Origin of the sequence: Enterovibrio baiacu (assembly GCF_004120195.1) — a bacterium.
Taxonomy (GTDB): Bacteria; Pseudomonadota; Gammaproteobacteria; order Enterobacterales; family Vibrionaceae; genus Enterovibrio; species Enterovibrio baiacui.
The window spans coordinates 64,778-82,892 of sequence record NZ_SCHN01000020.1; the positions used below are offsets into that span (position 1 = coordinate 64,778).

At 48.3% G+C, this 18,115-nt stretch carries 17 protein-coding genes; 15 read left to right on the plus strand and 2 right to left on the minus strand.

The window, feature by feature from the left end; translation table 11 throughout:
- Nucleotides 1–2 precede the first annotated feature (2 nt).
- The 8 genes from EQP46_RS19955 (at nucleotide 3) to dinB (ending at nucleotide 7,237) form a co-directional block, all read left to right on the plus strand.
- A complete protein-coding gene (locus tag EQP46_RS19955; protein WP_129495307.1) occupies nucleotides 3–1,247 on the plus strand; it encodes an NADH:ubiquinone reductase (Na(+)-transporting) subunit B in 1,245 nt (414 codons plus the stop codon).
- Nucleotides 1,234–2,016 (plus strand): Na(+)-translocating NADH-quinone reductase subunit C, encoded by a 783-nt coding sequence (locus tag EQP46_RS19960; protein ID WP_129495308.1) that lies wholly within the window; start codon nucleotides 1,234–1,236, stop codon nucleotides 2,014–2,016. The genes EQP46_RS19955 and EQP46_RS19960 overlap by 14 nt, the downstream gene beginning before the upstream one ends.
- Complete coding sequence (locus tag EQP46_RS19965; protein ID WP_017011331.1) at nucleotides 2,009–2,641, plus strand: NADH:ubiquinone reductase (Na(+)-transporting) subunit D; 633 nt, start codon at nucleotides 2,009–2,011, stop codon at nucleotides 2,639–2,641. Before EQP46_RS19960 ends, EQP46_RS19965 begins: the two co-directional genes overlap by 8 nt.
- Nucleotides 2,642–2,648: 7 nt before the next feature.
- Complete coding sequence (gene nqrE, locus EQP46_RS19970) at nucleotides 2,649–3,245, plus strand: NADH:ubiquinone reductase (Na(+)-transporting) subunit E (protein WP_129495309.1); 597 nt, start codon at nucleotides 2,649–2,651, stop codon at nucleotides 3,243–3,245.
- A 31-nt stretch (nucleotides 3,246–3,276) separates the two neighbouring features.
- The gene (nqrF, locus tag EQP46_RS19975) at nucleotides 3,277–4,500 is read left to right on the plus strand and encodes an NADH:ubiquinone reductase (Na(+)-transporting) subunit F (protein WP_129495310.1); all 1,224 of its coding nucleotides are present in this window, start codon (nucleotides 3,277–3,279) and stop codon (nucleotides 4,498–4,500) included.
- A 252-nt stretch (nucleotides 4,501–4,752) separates the two neighbouring features.
- Nucleotides 4,753–5,769 (plus strand): FAD:protein FMN transferase, encoded by a 1,017-nt coding sequence (locus tag EQP46_RS19980; RefSeq protein WP_129495311.1) that lies wholly within the window; start codon nucleotides 4,753–4,755, stop codon nucleotides 5,767–5,769.
- 10 nt (nucleotides 5,770–5,779) lie between these two features.
- Complete coding sequence (nqrM, locus tag EQP46_RS19985) at nucleotides 5,780–6,001, plus strand: (Na+)-NQR maturation NqrM (protein ID WP_129495312.1); 222 nt, start codon at nucleotides 5,780–5,782, stop codon at nucleotides 5,999–6,001.
- Nucleotides 6,002–6,175: 174 nt separating this feature from the next.
- Entirely contained in the window at nucleotides 6,176–7,237 is a 1,062-nt protein-coding gene (gene dinB, locus EQP46_RS19990) for a DNA polymerase IV (RefSeq protein WP_129495313.1), read from the plus strand.
- Nucleotides 7,238–7,285: 48 nt separating this feature from the next.
- On the opposite strand, the gene EQP46_RS19995 is transcribed toward dinB, so the two are convergent.
- Complete coding sequence (locus EQP46_RS19995) at nucleotides 7,286–8,746, minus strand: aminoacyl-histidine dipeptidase (protein ID WP_129495314.1); 1,461 nt, start codon at nucleotides 8,744–8,746, stop codon at nucleotides 7,286–7,288.
- 923 nt (nucleotides 8,747–9,669) lie between these two features.
- On the opposite strand from EQP46_RS19995, the gene EQP46_RS20000 reads away from it, so the two are divergent.
- The 7 genes from EQP46_RS20000 (at nucleotide 9,670) to EQP46_RS20030 (ending at nucleotide 17,230) form a co-directional block, all read left to right on the plus strand.
- On the plus strand, nucleotides 9,670–10,956 hold the full coding sequence (locus EQP46_RS20000; protein ID WP_129495315.1) for an NCS2 family permease: 1,287 nt from the start codon (nucleotides 9,670–9,672) through the stop codon (nucleotides 10,954–10,956).
- A 65-nt stretch (nucleotides 10,957–11,021) separates the two neighbouring features.
- On the plus strand, nucleotides 11,022–11,480 hold the full coding sequence (gene gpt / locus EQP46_RS20005; RefSeq protein WP_129495316.1) for a xanthine phosphoribosyltransferase: 459 nt from the start codon (nucleotides 11,022–11,024) through the stop codon (nucleotides 11,478–11,480).
- A gap of 225 nt (nucleotides 11,481–11,705) precedes the next feature.
- Nucleotides 11,706–12,959: an esterase FrsA gene (frsA, locus tag EQP46_RS20010; RefSeq protein ID WP_129495317.1), complete on the plus strand. Its 1,254-nt coding sequence runs from the start codon at nucleotides 11,706–11,708 to the stop codon at nucleotides 12,957–12,959.
- 225 nt (nucleotides 12,960–13,184) lie between these two features.
- Nucleotides 13,185–13,589 carry a sigma factor-binding protein Crl gene (gene crl, locus EQP46_RS20015; protein WP_129495318.1) on the plus strand — a complete coding sequence of 135 codons (405 nt, stop codon included), beginning with the start codon at nucleotides 13,185–13,187 and terminating at the stop codon, nucleotides 13,587–13,589.
- Between the two features lie 105 nt (nucleotides 13,590–13,694).
- A complete protein-coding gene (proB, locus tag EQP46_RS20020; protein ID WP_129495319.1) occupies nucleotides 13,695–14,852 on the plus strand; it encodes a glutamate 5-kinase in 1,158 nt (385 codons plus the stop codon).
- Between the two features lie 52 nt (nucleotides 14,853–14,904).
- On the plus strand, nucleotides 14,905–16,173 hold the full coding sequence (locus EQP46_RS20025; protein WP_129495320.1) for a glutamate-5-semialdehyde dehydrogenase: 1,269 nt from the start codon (nucleotides 14,905–14,907) through the stop codon (nucleotides 16,171–16,173).
- A 133-nt stretch (nucleotides 16,174–16,306) separates the two neighbouring features.
- Complete coding sequence (locus tag EQP46_RS20030; RefSeq protein WP_129495321.1) at nucleotides 16,307–17,230, plus strand: LysR family transcriptional regulator; 924 nt, start codon at nucleotides 16,307–16,309, stop codon at nucleotides 17,228–17,230.
- Here EQP46_RS20030 and EQP46_RS20035 read toward each other — a convergent pair.
- Nucleotides 17,227–18,108: a YjjW family glycine radical enzyme activase gene (locus tag EQP46_RS20035; RefSeq protein ID WP_129495322.1), complete on the minus strand. Its 882-nt coding sequence runs from the start codon at nucleotides 18,106–18,108 to the stop codon at nucleotides 17,227–17,229. The two genes, EQP46_RS20030 and EQP46_RS20035, sit on opposite strands and share 4 nt — an antisense overlap.
- Nucleotides 18,109–18,115 lie beyond the last annotated feature (7 nt).

The following is an 18,115-nucleotide window of genomic DNA, read 5'->3' on the forward strand; positions in this document are numbered from 1 at the left end:
TGATGAGCCTGAAAAAATACCTGGAAGACATCGAACCGCATTTTGAACCTGGTGGTAAGCACGAGAAATGGTTTGCACTGTACGAAGCAGTTGCAACCTTGCTATACACCCCAGGTACAGTGACACATCGCGGTTCGCATGTTCGTGACAGTATCGACCTAAAACGCATCATGATCATGGTGTGGATTGCTGTGTTCCCTGCCATGTTCTTTGGCATGTACAACACAGGTAACCAAACCATCATGGCATTGAATGCCATGTACAGTGGCGACCAACTTACCTCAATCATTGATGGTAACTGGCACTACTGGCTAACACAGATGTTTGGTGGCACGCTCCAAGCCGACGCAGGCTGGGCAAGCAAAATGATGCTTGGTGCGACCTACTTCCTTCCAATCTACGCGACGGTATTCCTTGTCGGTGGTTTCTGGGAAGTGCTTTTCTGTATGGTTCGCAAGCATGAAGTTAACGAAGGTTTCTTCGTTACCTCTATCTTGTTTGCTCTGATTGTTCCGCCAACGCTTCCGCTATGGCAAGCAGCGCTAGGTATTACCTTCGGTGTTGTTGTTGCGAAAGAAATCTTCGGTGGTACCGGACGTAACTTCTTGAACCCAGCACTTGCTGGTCGTGCATTCCTGTTCTTTGCATACCCTGCACAGATCTCAGGTGACTTGGTTTGGACTGCTGCTGATGGCTTCTCTGGTGCAACTGCACTGAGCCAATGGGCTGCAGGCGGTCAAGGCGCGCTGGTTCATAACGTAACTGGTAACTCGATTTCTTGGATGGATGCGTTCATCGGTAACATCCCAGGCTCAATCGGTGAAGTATCAACACTGGCTATCATCATTGGTGGTGCAATGATCGTTGCGATGCGTATTGCATCATGGCGCATCATTCTAGGTACCATGATTGGTCTCGTTGCTACTGCGACCCTGTTCAACATCATCGGCTCAAGCACTAACCCAATGTTCAGCATGCCTTGGCACTGGCACTTGGTTCTAGGTGGTTTTGCGTTCGGTATGATGTTCATGGCAACCGATCCAGTTTCAGCCTCATTCACCAACAAAGCAAAATGGTGGTACGGCATCCTGATTGGTGCGATGGCAGTTATGATTCGTGTTGTTAACCCGGCATACCCAGAAGGCATGATGCTGGCGATTCTATTCGCGAACCTGTTTGCCCCGCTGTTCGACAACCTGGTAATTCAGGGCAACATCAAACGGAGACTGGCTCGTGTCAAGCAATAACGATAGCATTAAAAAAACGCTGACCGTAGTTGTCGCGCTGAGCCTAGTGTGTTCAGTCGTGGTATCTTTCGCGGCGGTTTCTCTGCGTCCTTTGCAAGAGAAAAATGCCGTTCTAGACGTACAGCGCAACATCCTTTCTGTTGCCGGCATCGATGCTGACGGTGACATTCAAGCAGCCTTTGGCAAATTCATTCAACCGCAATTGGTTGATTTGGCAACGGGTGAGATGGTGGGTACTGAAGCAGAAGCTGCTAAGTATGACCAACGTCTTGCTGCCAATGATCCAGCTGAGTCGATTCTGCTTCCAGCAGACCAAGACTTCGGTGGTATTGGCCGTCGCGCCAACCTAGCGAAAATCTACTTGGTGAAAGACGCTGAAGGCAAAACGAGCGAAATCATTCTTCCAATGCACGGTAACGGTCTTTGGTCGATGATGTACGCGTTCGTTGCAGTTGAAACCGATGGCAACACCGTTGGCGGCATTTCTTACTACCAACAAGGTGAAACTCCAGGATTGGGTGGCGAAATCGAAAACCCACGCTGGCGTTCACAGTTCGAAGGTAAGAAGTTGTTTGACGAGCAGGGTAAACCAGCGATTCGTATCGTAAAAGGCGGCGCTCAACCTGGAGATATCCACGGTGTTGACGGTCTGTCTGGTGCAACTCTGACTGGTAACGGTGTTCAGTACACCTTTGACTTCTGGCTGGGTGACAATGGTTTCGGACCATTCCTGGCTAAAGTTCGTGAAGGAGGCCTGAACAATGGCTAACACTAAAGAACTTAAACAGAATCTGTGGGGCCCACTACTAGACAACAACCCTATTGCACTTCAAGTGCTAGGTGTGTGTTCTGCGCTAGCGGTAACCACTAAGCTAGAAACAGCATTTGTTATGACGCTTGCGGTAGTTTTCGTTACTGCTTTCTCTAACTTGTTCGTTTCAGCGATTCGCAATCATATTCCTAACTCAGTACGTATTATCGTGCAGATGGCGATCATCGCCTCGCTGGTAATCGTTGTTGACCAGATCCTTAAAGCATACGTTTACGACATCTCTAAGCAGCTGTCTGTATTCGTTGGTCTGATCATCACTAACTGTATCGTAATGGGTCGTGCTGAAGCATATGCAATGAAGTCAGCGCCACTTCCATCATTCATTGATGGTATCGGTAACGGTTTGGGTTACGGTTTCGTTCTGATTACTGTCGGCTTCTTCCGTGAGCTTTTGGGCTCAGGCAAGCTGTTTGGTATGTCTGTACTGCCTCTGACTTCAGAAGGCGGTTGGTACCAGCCAAACGGTATGATGCTTCTGGCACCATCAGCATTCTTCCTGATCGGCTTCCTGATCTGGATTGTACGTACGTTCAAACCTGAACAAATAGAAGCGAAGGAGTAAGGACGTAATGGAACATTACATCAGCCTGCTGGTCCGTTCGATCTTCATCGAAAACCTGGCACTTTCTTTCTTCCTAGGTATGTGTACTTTCTTGGCAGTATCTAAGAAAGTTAAAACATCGTTCGGTCTTGGTGTTGCGGTAATCGTAGTACTGTCTGTGGCCGTTCCGGTTAACAACCTGATTTACAACTTTGTACTAAGAAACGGTGCGATTGTTGAAGGCGTGGATCTTAGCTTCCTGAACTTCATCACTTTCATCGGCGTTATCGCGGCACTGGTACAGATCCTGGAAATGGTTCTGGACCGCTTCTTCCCGCCGCTATACAACGCACTGGGTATCTTCCTTCCATTGATCACAGTTAACTGTGCAATCTTTGGTGGTGTATCTTTCATGGTTCAACGTGACTACAACTTCATGGAGTCTGTGGTTTACGGTTTCGGCTCTGGTGTGGGCTGGATGCTGGCGATTGTTGCGCTGGCAGGTATTCGTGAAAAGATGAAGTACTCAGATGTACCTCCTGCACTTCGTGGTCTAGGTATTACCTTTATCACTGTAGGTTTGATGGCGCTGGGCTTTATGTCTTTCTCCGGTGTTCAACTGTAAGTCGGGTAAACCGCGAAATAAGGAATAGTCAATGGACATTATTCTTGGTGTAGTGATGTTTACTCTAATCGTACTGGCTCTGGTACTGGTGATTCTGTTCGCCAAATCCAAGCTAGTACCATCAGGTGACATCACCATATCTGTAAACGGCGATGACTCTTTAGCTATCGTTACACAACCTGGCGGCAAGCTGCTAAGTGCACTTGCAGGCGCAGGCGTATTCGTCTCATCTGCATGTGGTGGCGGTGGCTCTTGTGGCCAGTGTCGCGTGAAAATCAAATCGGGCGGCGGTGATATTCTGCCAACTGAGCTTGATCACATCAGCAAAGGTGAAGCGCGTGAAGGCGAGCGTCTAGCATGTCAGGTTGCAATGAAAACTGACATGGACATCGAGCTTCCAGAAGAAATCTTCGGTGTTAAGAAGTGGGAATGTTCTGTTATTTCTAACGATAACAAAGCAACCTTCATCAAAGAGCTTAAGCTTCAAATCCCTGATGGCGAATCTGTACCTTTCCGTGCAGGTGGTTACATCCAGATTGAAGCACCAGCACACCATGTTAAGTATGCTGACTTTGATGTACCAGAAGAGTACCGTGAAGATTGGGACAAGTTTAACCTATTCCGCTATGAGTCTAAGGTTAACGAAGACACAATCCGCGCATACTCAATGGCAAACTACCCAGAAGAGTTCGGTATTATCATGCTGAACGTGCGTATCGCAACGCCGCCACCTAACAACCCAGACGTACCACCAGGCATCATGTCTTCGTTCATCTGGTCGTTAAAAGAAGGCGATAAGTGTACGATTTCTGGTCCGTTTGGTGAGTTCTTCGCGAAAGATACTGATGCAGAGATGGTATTCGTAGGTGGTGGTGCAGGTATGGCACCAATGCGCTCGCATATCTTCGATCAGCTTAAGCGTTTGAAGTCTAGCCGTAAGATGTCTTTCTGGTACGGTGCACGTTCTAAGCGTGAGATGTTCTATGTGGAAGACTTTGATGGTCTTCAAGCAGAGAACCCTAACTTCCAGTGGCATTGTGCATTGTCAGATCCACTTCCAGAAGATAACTGGGATGGTCTAACAGGCTTCATCCACAACGTGCTATTCGAGAACTACTTGAAAGATCACGATGCGCCAGAAGATTGTGAGTTCTACATGTGTGGTCCTCCAATGATGAACGCAGCGGTAATCGGCATGCTGAAAGATTTGGGTGTTGAAGATGAAAACATCCTACTTGATGACTTCGGTGGCTAATTTACACCACGTCTGAAAGAACAATGGCTGGCCTTAGGGTCAGCCATTTTGCGTAAAAACCATACCAATCACAGAAGTTATTTAAGTTAATCAAGGTGTAAGTACCCTAAATCATTTTGATTTTTCTTCGATTTACACCGTTCAGTTCGCTAAATATATACTGTGATTGGTATTCGAATGCTCTTGTGTGCCGTGGCTAACATTGCAACCATTTGCATTCAGATACCTCTCATTTCTAAACCGGATTAAGTAATGAAAAAATTCCTGTTGTCTGCCGGTCTTATTGTTAGCGCCTTATTGGCTCTGGTGGGCTGCGATCAATCGCCGAAACAAACGCACTTAACAGGTTCCACGATGGGAACCTATTACTCGGTGAAATTTTTAAATGATGTCACCTTGCCGAGTGAATCTGACATTCAGGTGGAAATTGATAAGCGTCTGGAGTTGGTGAATGATCAAATGTCGACGTACCGTAAGGCGTCTGAACTGAGTCAGTTTAACCAGCACAAAGATGATTCACCGTTTACTGTTTCAAAAGATACGGCGACGGTGATCAGCGAAGCGATCCGCATTAATAAGCTGTCAGATGGGGCACTCGATGTCACTGTCGGGCCGTTGGTAAACCTATGGGGCTTTGGTCCTGAAGGCCGACCAGATCGCGTACCAACCGACGCTCAAATTGCTGAACGTAGAGCAATGACGGGGATCAATCACCTGTTTGTGGACGGGATGTCGTTGATAAAAACGAATCCTGATCTGTACGTCGATCTTTCCTCGATCGCTAAGGGATTCGGTGTGGATGTGATCGCGAATTATCTTTCTGAACTTGGATTGAATAACTATCTGGTCGAGATTGGTGGCGAGCTTCAGTTAAAAGGCGTGAATGCGGAAGGTCAGCCTTGGCGTATTGCGATTGAAAAACCAAGCAACGATCAACAAACCGTTCAGGAAATCATTGCCCCTGGAGACATGGCAATGGCGACGTCAGGCGACTACAGAAATTATTTTGAGGAAAATGGTGTTCGCTATTCGCACACGATTAATCCTGCAACGGCGAAGCCTATTCATCACCGTTTGGTGTCTGTCACTGTCTTGGATAAATCCTGTATGACGGCTGACGGTTTCTCTACCGCCTTTATGGTGATGGGGCCTGAGAAAGCACTTACGCTGGCGAACAATGAAAAAATTGCCGCATTTTTCATCATAAAGACGGATAATGGCTTCAAAGAAGTCGCATCGGACGCGTTTAAAAAGTATCTAACACGTTAAGGGTAATGAAATGTCTGTATATCTGATAACGTTTTCGGTTTTCATGCTTGTGATTGCGGGCATGTCTATCGGTTACATTATTCAACGAAAAACGATCAGCGGCAGCTGCGGTGGTCTTGGCTCTATCGGCATTGAAAAAGAATGTGATTGCCCAGAACCATGCGACGCACGCAAAAAGCGCGAAGCGCGCGCAGCGAAAGCAGAAGAGTGGAAAAAGAACCAGATTCTGTAATCACGCCATGTGATGAAAAGGTCGCCGAGTGCGGCCTTTTTTGTACCCGAAATCTGAGGTATTGCGCGCACTGAATCATGGGGGAAGCTTCTTTGGGGGACAAACTTGCATCACTGCGCATTCGAGCAGATAATTACCACTGTTTATCTAAACAGTGTTTGGGCCGTTCTTGCTATGAAAAAGATTATCCATATCGACATGGATTGTTTTTATGCTGCTGTTGAAATGCGAGACAACCCTTCGCTTCGCGGTATTCCTCTGGCTATTGGGGGATCAGAAAAGCGACGCGGGGTTATTTCGACGTGCAATTACGAAGCCCGTAAGTTTGGTGTACGTTCGGCGATGGCAACGGCACACGCGTTAAAATTGTGCCCAACACTGACCGTTGTACGCGGCGAAATGGCGAAATACAAAAGTGTATCCCAGCAAATACGCGCCATTTTTGAACGTTACACTGACAAGATAGAGCCGCTGTCGCTTGATGAAGCCTATTTGGATGTCAGTGACTGCTTACTTTTCCAAGGTTCAGCCACCCTCATTGCCGAAGATATCCGTCAAACCATCAAGCGAGAACTGGGTTTAACGGCATCAGCAGGTATTGCGCCCGTTAAATTCATCGCCAAAGTCGCCTCTGATCTGAATAAACCTGATGGTAAGTATGTCATCACGCCGGATGATGTTGCGGCGTTTGTTAAAACATTGCCGCTAGAAAAAATCCCCGGCGTAGGAAAGGTAACGTTAGCAAAACTTCATGATATGGGGCTTTATAAGGGCGAGGACGTTCAGGCTTACGACAAGAACACGCTACTTTCTCGCTTTGGTAAATTTGGCCAATCGCTTTGGAATCGCTGCCACGGCATTGATGAACGTGAGGTAGAAACCCATCGCGTGAGAAAGTCCGTCGGCGTAGAACGAACCTTGCCCGAAGATATTCAAACAGAATCGCAGTGCATGGATGTGATGACGTCGCTTTACGAAGAACTTGAAACCCGCCTAAAGCGAGTCTGTCCTGATTTGCTGATTGCGAGGCAGGGCGTAAAGCTCAAGTTTTCTGATTTTCAGCAAACGACGGTAGAGCATCGTCAGTGGAAATATGATGAAGACGCTTTTCCTGAACTTCTCATGGAAGCGCTATCGCGACAGAACGGGCGAGGGGTGCGTCTGATTGGCTTATCTGTGGGGTTGATTGCAACCGATGACAGTAAGGTCTCCCAGCTCAGTTTTGATTGGTCGTAAAAAAGGGCACATTATGTGCCCTTTTGCTATTGGGGGATTAAGTATTGCTTATGCTTTCACTGGAATCGCTTTAAGCATGGCGACCATTTGTTCCCAAAACAGACCGACGGTTTCAATGTTTACCTTCTCGTCAGGTGAATGCGGGAACTTGATGGTTGGGCCAAACGAAATCATGTCCATGTTTGGGTACGGTTCTTTGAACAGACCACACTCTAGGCCTGCGTGAATAACCATGATGTTAGGAACGCGGCCGTAAATGCCTTCATAAGTACTGCGGAACACCTTCATGATTTCCGAGTCAGGATCTGGCTTCCAACCAGGGTAGGCGCCAGAGAATGCCACGTCTGCACCTGCCAGTTCACCCAAAGAACGAAGCATGCTTTCAACGTAGCTACGACCGCTGTCCGCCAAAGAACGGATGAGACATAGCAGCGTCATGGTGGATTGCTCGGTCGTGATAACGCCAAGGTTAAGTGACGTTTCTACCACACCTTCAATGTCATCGCTCATGCGGATCACGCCATTTGGGCATGCGTTGATGGCTGCAATGATGCGACGCTGGACGGAAGAGGTAAGTGCTTGCTGACTTGCATCTGCATCCATGATGGACAGTGACAGGCTTGTCTCGATGGCACTCAACTCTTGATTCAACAGTTGCTCATAGTGGCTGAACAGTGATGCTAGCTTTTCAGCGCTTTCTTCCGGAATGGCAACGTCTGCAAATGCTTCGCGAGGGATTGCGTTGCGCAGTGTACCGCCGCGCACAGAAAGAATGCGAAGGCCTAGCTCTTCAGCATGGCCCGCCAAAAAACGGCCCAATAGTTTGTTCGCGTTGGCGCGGCCAGTGTGAATATCACAACCTGAGTGACCCCCTTTTAGGCCCTTGATTTGTAGCGTTTTGGCAACGTAACCCGAAGGCAGCGTTTCTCGCTCGAGTGCAAAGGTAATGGCTGAATCAACGCCGCCAGCACAACCCATGTACACTTCGCCTTCTTGCTCAGAATCGGTGTTCAAAAGGATTTCACCTTCCAACCAGCCTTCTTGTAAACCGAAAGCACCGGTCATACCGGCTTCTTCGTCGATGGTCAGCAGCACTTCAAGTGGGCCGTGCTCGACATCTTTTGATGCAAGTACAGCAAGACATGCAGCCATGCCCATGCCGTTGTCCGAACCCAGTGTCGTGCCGTCAGCGGTCACCCACTCACCATCGATATAGGGACGAATAGGATCGACAGTGAAGTCATGGTCGGTGTTTTCATTTTTCTGCGGCACCATGTCAATGTGCGCTTGAAGTACGACGCCTTTGCGATTTTCCATGCCCGCGGTGGCTGCTTTCTTGATAAAGACATTACCCACATCGTCACGACGAACGGCAAGACCTTCCTGTGTCGCCCATTCAATGATGTATTGAGCCAGTTGCTCTTCATGTTTGGATGGATGAGGAATAGAACAAATCTTATCGAAAAACTGCCATACAGGCTGCGGGGATAGTTGGCTGATCTCAGACACTGGCTTTCTCCAGAAAACAAAGAAATAGAATTCGCATACTATTTATGCTGAGTTCTGATTAATTTTCAGAATTTGTAACGTAAAAGTATGCTTTGTTAAAAGCATACCACTATGAAAGCGGGATGGAAGCTAAACCTTTCGCTTTTCGTTAGGGATTGGTGTGGAGAAAAACAGTGTTTTGGTGTAATTAAATTACTTAAAGTGTGGGGTGTTGGTAATAAATGTGATCTTGATCTCCTTTGTGGTTGTAAATTAATTACCATTCGTCTATTATCTCACCGTTCAAGAAAGGGCAAGACGCCCGAGAACATAGCCATGCGCTTTCAATGTTTAAGGATAAGCCCGAAATTTTCGTCTCCATGGAACCGAGCTTTACTAAAGCTGCATTTTCACGAAAATTTTTTGAGGTAATCCGTATGAAAGGTAATTCTGCATGTCGCTACTGGAACACTGGTTCTGTGTTTACTGGTAATTTTAAATATCCGACGCCGTTCGGGTATTCCCGCAAGTAATATGACTTGCATGATTTGATACATCCCCCGCTATACAGATATTTCGTTTCTAATTTGGAAACCACGCTTTAATCTGGCGCCACTTTGATAGTGGCGTTTTTTTTGTCTTGATTTTCTCTCTTTTTGTCAAAGCTATCGGCATCCTTCTCTTTCCTTTATGCACCTCTCAGTTTTTCTACTTGTGCATTTATCCATCGAATTTTGGCTCTAGTATTGAGCACACGCGGCAAAATATCGTCGATACGAAGTGCCTTTGATTGAATCATCAACAATTGAAGCCAGTGTGACTTAATTCACGCTGGAAATTTCGATAATTGGCGAGTAAGATTCGCGTCAAATTCAGACGCAAACGTTTAGCCAAACGTTTGCGTAATATTGGCAGACCCACTCACTTTCCAAGGAACGAAAGCCATGCTTGAGCGTCTTTTTAAATTAAAAGAGCAAGGTACTGATATACGCACCGAAGTTATTGCAGGTTTAACCACCTTCCTGACAATGGCTTACATCATCTTTGTTAACCCAGCAATCCTGTCCGAAACGGGCATGGATCGCGGCGCTGTTTTTGTTGCGACCTGTTTGGCTGCAGCGATCGGTTGTTTCGTGATGGGTTTGGTCGCTAACTACCCTGTAGCACAAGCACCAGGTATGGGCTTGAATGCCTTTTTCACCTACACCGTTGTATTCCAAATGGGATATTCATGGCAGGTGGCATTGGGTGCTGTGTTCCTTTCTGGTCTTTGCTTTATTGCACTGAGCCTGTTTAAAGTCCGTGAGTTAATCATAAACTCTATACCACTCTCTTTACGCACGGGCATTTCAGCAGGTATCGGTATGTTCTTGGCGCTTATCGCGCTGCAGAACTCAGGTATCGTTGTTGCGCACCCAGCGACCTTGGTGTCAATGGGTGACCTTTCAGCATTCGCACCAGCAATGGCGGCATTGGGCTTCTTCCTGACAATTGGTTTGGTCAATCGCGGCATTAAGGGCGCGGTAATGATTGCCATCCTGATTGTGACGGCCATTTCGGTCATCACAGGCAATGTGGAGTACGCAGGCATTGTTTCTGCGCCGCCAAGCCTAGCGCCTACTTTTATGCAAATGGACCTGTCTGGCGCGCTTGATGTTGCCATGATCTCGGTTGTTTTTGCTTTCTTGTTCGTGGATCTGTTTGATACCGCGGGCACATTGGTGGGTGTTGCTACTAAAGCAGAGCTGATGGACAAAGACGGCAAGCTTCCTCGCTTGAACCGCGCACTATTGGCTGACAGTACAGCGACAACCGTTGGTGCAGTGTTGGGTACATCAAACACCACATCATTCATTGAAAGTGTATCGGGTGTTGCTGCGGGTGGCCGTACAGGTCTGACTGCAGTTGTTGTTGGTATTCTGTTCTTGTTGGCACTGATGTTCTCGCCACTTGCGGGCATGGTTCCAGCGTATGCGACAGCGGGTGCATTGTTTTACGTTGCTATTCTTATGATGTCTGGTTTGGTGAGCGTTAACTGGCGTGACCTAACAGAAGCGGCACCGGTTGTTGTGGTGTGTTTGCTCATGCCATTGACCTACTCAATCGCACACGGCATTGGTCTAGGCTTTATCTCTTACTGCGCAATCAAAGCGCTAAGCGGTAAAGGACGTGACGTACCTATTAGTATTTGGGTTCTAGCTGCGCTGTTCTTGCTGAAATTTGTTATGTAAGACACAATACGCCGCAATTGAATCTGTGAGTTAAATGGCGACCGTCGCCACTGAGGTTTTTTAAAATGAGCAACAAGTTTGTTATCACGTGGGACAACATGCAAATGTATACCCGCCAACTGGCTGAGAAATTGTTACCTGCGGAACAATGGACTGGGATTATTGCAGTAAGTCGTGGAGGTCTTGTACCTGCAGCGATTCTTGCTCGTGAGCTAGGCATTCGTCACGTAGATACTGTGTGTATTTCTAGCTATGACCATGATCACCAGCGTGACATGCGTGTTATCAAAAAAGCTGAAGGTGACGGCGAAGGCTTCATCGTTGTTGACGATTTGGTTGATACTGGCGGCACGGCAGAAGTGATCCGTGAAATGTATCCAAAAGCGAAATTCGTGACCGTGTGTGCGAAACCTGCGGGTAAACACCTTGTCGACGATTACGTTGTCGACATTGCTCAGGATTGCTGGATTGAGCAACCATGGGACATGGGCATCACCTTCGTTGAGCCTGTTGCTAAGCGTTAATGATTGCTGAGCAAAATGATTGAAAGAAAAGCCCCGAAAGGGGCTTTTTTGTCGCTGCCATATTCCCTCGCTTTTTCTCTCGTTGGTTTGCTCGTATTTGTTCTTTGATTTATTTCGTCATCTCGCTTCCTTCTGGGGCTGCAATATCGATAACTGCTCTGTCGCTTTCTACTCGTCATGGTTTACACTAACGCCAGTTAAATCATCGACATTAGGGGTGGTTCCGTGAGCGCATCCGATTCCGAAAACCTTTCCGTAAAACTCTTCAAGCAACACAAGTTCGCCAGAGAAACATCGACCATTGTAGGCTCCGCCACCAAAGCGAAAAAAGAATCACATGACGCGATTGATGGGGACAGTGATAGCCGCTGGTATCGTGTGTTACGCCGTCCTCAATGGGTTTGGCAAGGTGTCGATCCCATTGAGATGGAAGAGACCTTGGCGCGCATTGCAGCCTCCGACAATGACAGAACCAACGACAGCCAACTTGATACCGTGGTGGGCTACCGTTCAGGAAACTGGGCGTACGAATGGACCCAGTGCGCGATGCGCCAGCAGCGAATTGCGCAAGAGTATGAAGAAAAAGGAAGCAAAGAAGCGGCCGCGAATGCGTGGCTAAGAACGAGCACGTATTTCAGCATCGCGGGATACCCCCATTTAAAAGGGGATACCTTGGCGCTTCAAGCTGAAACGCTCGCTAACAAGGCATTCCATTCAGCCATCGATAAATTGCCCTACAAAGTAAAGAGTGTGGTTGCGAAGGTAGACGGGAAGGCCCTCGAAGGCTTCTTGTATCTACCGCACACTGATTCGCCTTTGCCTGTGGTGATTGTCAGTGGTGGCTTAGATAGCTTGCAGACCGATCTTTGGCGTTTGTTTGAAACCTATTTTGCCCCAGCCAATATCGCGATGCTGACCATTGATATGCCCTCAATTGGTCGAAGCGCACATTGGAATTTGTCAGAAGATAGCAGCCGTCTTCATCAAGCCATGTTGAATGAGTTAGCCTCTGTACCTTGGGTTGATCATCATCGCGTAGGCTTTCTGGGCGTGCGATTTGCGGCGAATGCCGCGGTGAGAATGGCGTTCGTCGAGCAAAACCGTGTGAAATCCTGTGTGTCCATTGGCGGTATGCTTCATGCCATGTTGGTAGACATCAAAAAACTCAATGCCGCACCTGCTATGTACCTTGATTCCATTGCATCACGGATGGGAAAAGGCAGCGCATCAGATTCGATGCTGACGCAACTGCAAGCGCTGTCGCTTAAAAACCAAGGATTGTTAACGGGCAGACGCACAAAAGTGCCTGTATTAGCGTTAAATTTGGAAAATGACCCCGTTTGCCCAAAAACCGACAATCAATTGGCTGCACTATATAGCCATGGCGGTAAAGCGATGACGCTTCCGAATAAACCTATTCACGATGGATATCACAGGGCAATGGTGGAGACGATGAAATGGTTCGAGAAAACGTTGTGATGAATATCTGCTCAATGTCTCGAAATGAAGACGTAATTTAGAATCATGAGGTTCTAAGCACGAATTTTCGCTGGTTGCGTGTTATACAAGTAAGGTTAAGTGTTAAACAACATTGCGTACTTTAGGCGAGTTTTGTAAATGGTTATTTCTGAGTAGTACGCCTAACGACGTAAGCAAAATTAGACTGATTATAAATAGACTGGACTCGTCTTGAGGGATCTTGCTATGACTGAAGAAACCAAAACCTTATCCCATGGAAGGCTGCTAACACGTTTTACCCAAATTGGGCCTTATCTTCGACAGAACAAATCGACAGAAGAACGTTACTTTTTCGATTGCTTGTCAGCCTGTGTGAATGCAAAGAAGCCACCTGAAAGCCGCGAGTTTTGGGGATGGTGGTTGGAATTGACACCGAAAGAAGGCGGATTTGAATACGCCTACAAGTTTGGCAAATTCAACACCGAAGGTGAGTGGCAATCGGACAATGTGCCGAAAAAATGCAGCAAAGAAGTCACGGAATCACTGGATGCGTTTTACAAGAAAATCTGCGATTTCGTTGAAGGTGAATTGCAATTAGAAATCACCGCGCTTCCTACACTTAAGCAACCAAAATTGGGTTCTGCTGCATAAATTGGATGATTTGTCTCGAATCGTAACGAGATTGCGTTATTCGCTTGTTATCTTGGTCTGGGATTGATAAAAGAAGAGCTCATTTGCTTTTATGTTATCAATATCATGTCAGGCCAAGAAAACGTTTCATCCGTTACTTCCGATGCTGGCGATAAGCAAGATCGCCAGACTATCGTTGTCAAACTCGGCACCAGTGTGCTTACTGGTGGCTCGACCAAAATCGATCGCGCACATCTTGTGGAGCTTGTGCGTCAGTGCGCCATGCTCATCCGTCAAGGGCATCAAGTCATTGTTGTTACGTCTGGTGCTATCGCAGCGGGCCGTCACCATCTCAATCATCCCAAACTCGCAAATACCATTGCCAACAAGCAAATGCTTGCAGCAGTGGGGCAGAGCCGTCTTATTCAAGAGTGGGAAAGCCTGTTCGACATTTACGGCATCCACATCGGTCAAATGCTTCTCACGCGTGCAGACCTTGATGATCGTGAGCGCTACTTGAATGCGCGCGATATGCTGCAAGCCTTGCTCGACAACAACATTGTTCCCGTTGTAAACGAAAACGATGCAGTGGCGACCGCTGAAATCAAAGTCGGTGACAACGACAACCTCTCTGCGTTGGTGGCCATCCTCGCCGAAGCAGACAAGCTGCTTCTTTTAACCGATCAGCCGGGCTTGTTTACCGCTGATCCGCGTTCAAACCCAGATGCTGAACTTATTCGCGAAGTACACACCATTGATGAAACTTTGCATCAACTGGCTGGCGGCAGCGTGAGTGGACTGGGTACCGGCGGCATGGCTACCAAACTACAAGCTGCAGACGTCGCGCGCCGTGCGGGCATTGAAGTCACCATTGCGGCGGGCAGTCGCCCGGAAGTGATTCAGCATGTGGTGAACGGTCAACCCGCGGGAACGCGCTTCCTGCCGCTTGAGTCACCATTAGAAAGCCGCAAGCGTTGGATCTTGGCTGGCCCTCCGCCGGCAGGCGACATCATTATTGATGCCGGAGCAGCATCTGCTGTTGTTGAGCGTCACAGCAGCTTGCTATCAAAAGGCATCGTGTCAGTGAAGGGCGCGTTTGATCGCGGTGCGGTTGCGCGTGTCTGTGATCAGAACGGCAAGCAGCTTGCTCGCGGTATCTGTCGCTATTCAAGTAAAGACTTGAGTGCCATCGCGGGTCGACACAGCCAAGACATTCAAGATATTCTGGGTTATGCACATGGACCTGTCGCGATTCATTGCGATGATTTGGTCGTAACCGATTAATCCGATTGCGGGGTGTTCCGCAGTCGAAAAGGACGAAGCAATAGAGGCGAAAATGAGTCTGCAAACCACCAGTTTACAGAGCATGGGACGTGCGGCGAAAGACGCTGCATATGCATTGGCAACGGCACCTACAGCGCAAAAGAACCACGCGCTGGCCGTGATCGCTGATGAACTCGAGGCGAACGCAGCGGCGATTTTAGCGGCTAACGCCAAAGACATTGATGCAGGCAGAGAGGCAGGTTTGCCCGATGCCATGCTTGATCGTCTACTACTCAACGAATCACGCTTGGCGGGCATTGCCGCTGACGTGCGCAATGTAATTTCTCTGTCTGACCCCGTCGGCAGCGAAATGGATTGTAAAGTGCTAGAAAATGGCATGACGTTGAGCCGTCGTCGTGAGCCCATTGGTGTTATTGGCGTGATTTATGAAGCACGACCTAACGTGACCATTGATATCGCGTCTCTTTGCCTGAAAACCGGTAATGCGAGCATTCTTCGCGGTGGCCGTGAAACGTTTCACTCAAACGTTGAGTTGGTGAAGGTCATTCAAACCGCGCTTGAAAAAGCCAATCTGCCTGCCTCGTCTGTTCAGTACATTGAAAAGCCGGATCGCGAATTGGTGGGTGAATTGCTTCGCCTCGACGATTACGTGGACATGATCATCCCTCGCGGCGGTGCGGGTTTGCACAAGATGTGTAAAGAGAACAGCACCATCCCAGTGATCATTGGCGGCTTTGGTATCAGCCACATGTACGTGGATAAAACCGCCGATCTCGATCGGGCGTTGGATTTGATCATCAACGCGAAAGCACAGCGTCCATCAGCGTGTAACGCACTGGATACTTTGCTGGTGAACAAAGACATTGCGGCCGAATTGTTTGAAAAGCTGACACCGCTCCTCAATGACAACAAGTTGAAAGTGGTTGCTGAGAAAGCGGCGCTGCCATTGCTGAACAGTGTGGCGGATCTGCAAGAAGCTGGCGACGGTGATTTTGATACAGAATGGCTGAGCTACACGCTAGGCGTGGCATTGGTGTCTGATGTTCATTGCGCGCTAGCCCACATGCGTGAGCACAATGCGAGCCACTCGGATGCTATCTTGACCAACGACCTGATGGCGATGGAAGCTTTCATCAATGGAGCAGGCTCGGCTGCCGTGTATGTGAATGCCTCTACACGCTTCACAGACGGCGCTCAGTTCGGTTTAGGTGCAGAAGTTGCTGTGTCTACCCAGAAACTACATGCTCGCGGTCCTATGGGCTTAGAGGAGCTGACAACCTACAAATGGGTAGGTAAAGCGGATTATCTGTCTCGCCCTTAATCGGGAAGTGGATTATCGAAGTAAAAGGCGCTGATTCAGCGCCTTTTTTGTCGATGGCGTTTGTATATCGCTACCTCTAGGGAGGGTTTAAGGCTACGCTATGCCGTGATTGTTTGAATGACGATGGCCTTAGATGGATTACGCGACACTTTCCCGCATTAGCGTTAAACACTTAACCGTGATGCATGTGCTCTTGATGACGCATAGCGTAACGGCGACAGCCAATATTTTGTGTGTCACGCCATCGAGTGTGAGCAAGGCGTTGGCACAGCTCAAAACACAATTGAACGATGAGCTTTTCTTCCGAACTGGAAATCAACTTGCACCCACGCAATATGCATTGAGCATCGGCCCAGCAATCCACAATGTGCTGTCGAACATTAATGGTATTTTCCAACAAGGGGAGTTTGCGCCAGAGACCTTCACAGGCACACTTTCCTTATCGATGCGTGAAAGCACGTTTGAGCTTTTCGCCCCTCAGCTTGGGAACATTTCTCAGCAGTTGAGTGACCATGCTCAGTTAGTGATCTCCACCAAAGAGCAATTCAGCTTTGAAGCATTACTGAGCGGGAAGATCGATTTTCTGCTGCTGCCTCATGACATCAGCCAGCCACCGACACACAGTAAGAACTTGGTGTGGAAAGTGATTCTGAATGATGAAATGGTCTGCTTGATGAATCACCATCATCCGCTTTCCAAAGGTGAGCTGACGATAGAGAACTACCTGAGTTATCGACATATTCGTGTGATCGACAAAGACTTGGCTGAACCTTACTTTGAGCAGACACTCACGCAGCGCCATGGTGCAAGAAACATTGCCACCATGGTGGCGGATTTTGGTTCGGCAGCCTTAATGTGCCAGCATTCGCCGTATTTGTTTACGTGCTCGAAGCGCTGGGCTGAAACTGCGCTGCAAGGAAAAGGGCTGGTGGCTAAAGCGTTACCGTTTGATTACGGGCAAGTGGCGTACAGCTTGGTGTGGAATACCGTGAGTTTGAACAACCCAGCGTGCCGTTGGCTGCATGACCAACTGGTTGGCGACACGGCAGAAGTTTAGGTATAAATCGTCGGCAATTGCATGGGGCGATTGATCTTCGAGAACAGCAAATCGTGGAAGCGGTTCATCTCGCTTTCACTGCATTTTTCCCACGTTAGCGCTTCACCCATTACACCGTGGTGCTGAAACGCGTTTAGGCGAATCTTTACGTCTTTAGGCAGAGTATTGAGGTAATCGCCGACGGCATCCACTTCCGTATCCAAGTCACTTTTCCCCGGAATATGAAGCAAACGCACTTCGTGCAGTTTTCCCATCTCAGCCAGCAAGTCGATAGTGTCAATGACACGGTGTTTATCGCGGCCAATGAGCCAGCGGTGCGTCTCGGATTGCCAAGATTTTAAATCAATCATTGCGCCATCAAGGTAAGGGGCAACACGCTCCCAACCTGCGCGAGACAATGAACCGTTGCTGTCGATAAAGCATGTCAGGTGTGACAACGCAGGATCGGCTTTTACGGCTTTGAACAGCTCGATGATGAATGGCAGTTGTAGCGTGGCTTCGCCGCCTGACACCGTAATGCCGTTCAGGAAAAAGTGGTGTTGGCGAACCAAGGCCAGCATGTTGTCCAAGCTGTAGCTGACAATTTTTGGATTGGATTTGTGAGGGCACACGTCGATGCAAAGATCGCAATGGGTGCACTTTTCGGCATCCCAAACCACTTTGCCTTCAGCACTGAATGACAGCGCATCAGCAGGGCAGGGCGCCACGCAATCGCCGCAATCGGTGCAGTGATTGATGGTATGCGGGTTGTGGCAGGTAATGCAGTCGAAATTGCAGCCCTGCAAAAAGATGACCAGGCGGTTGCCCGGTCCATCGACACAAGAGAATGTCAGGATACGGCTGACCAATGCGTTTGTCTTACTCGGTTTCACTGACATTCTCCGG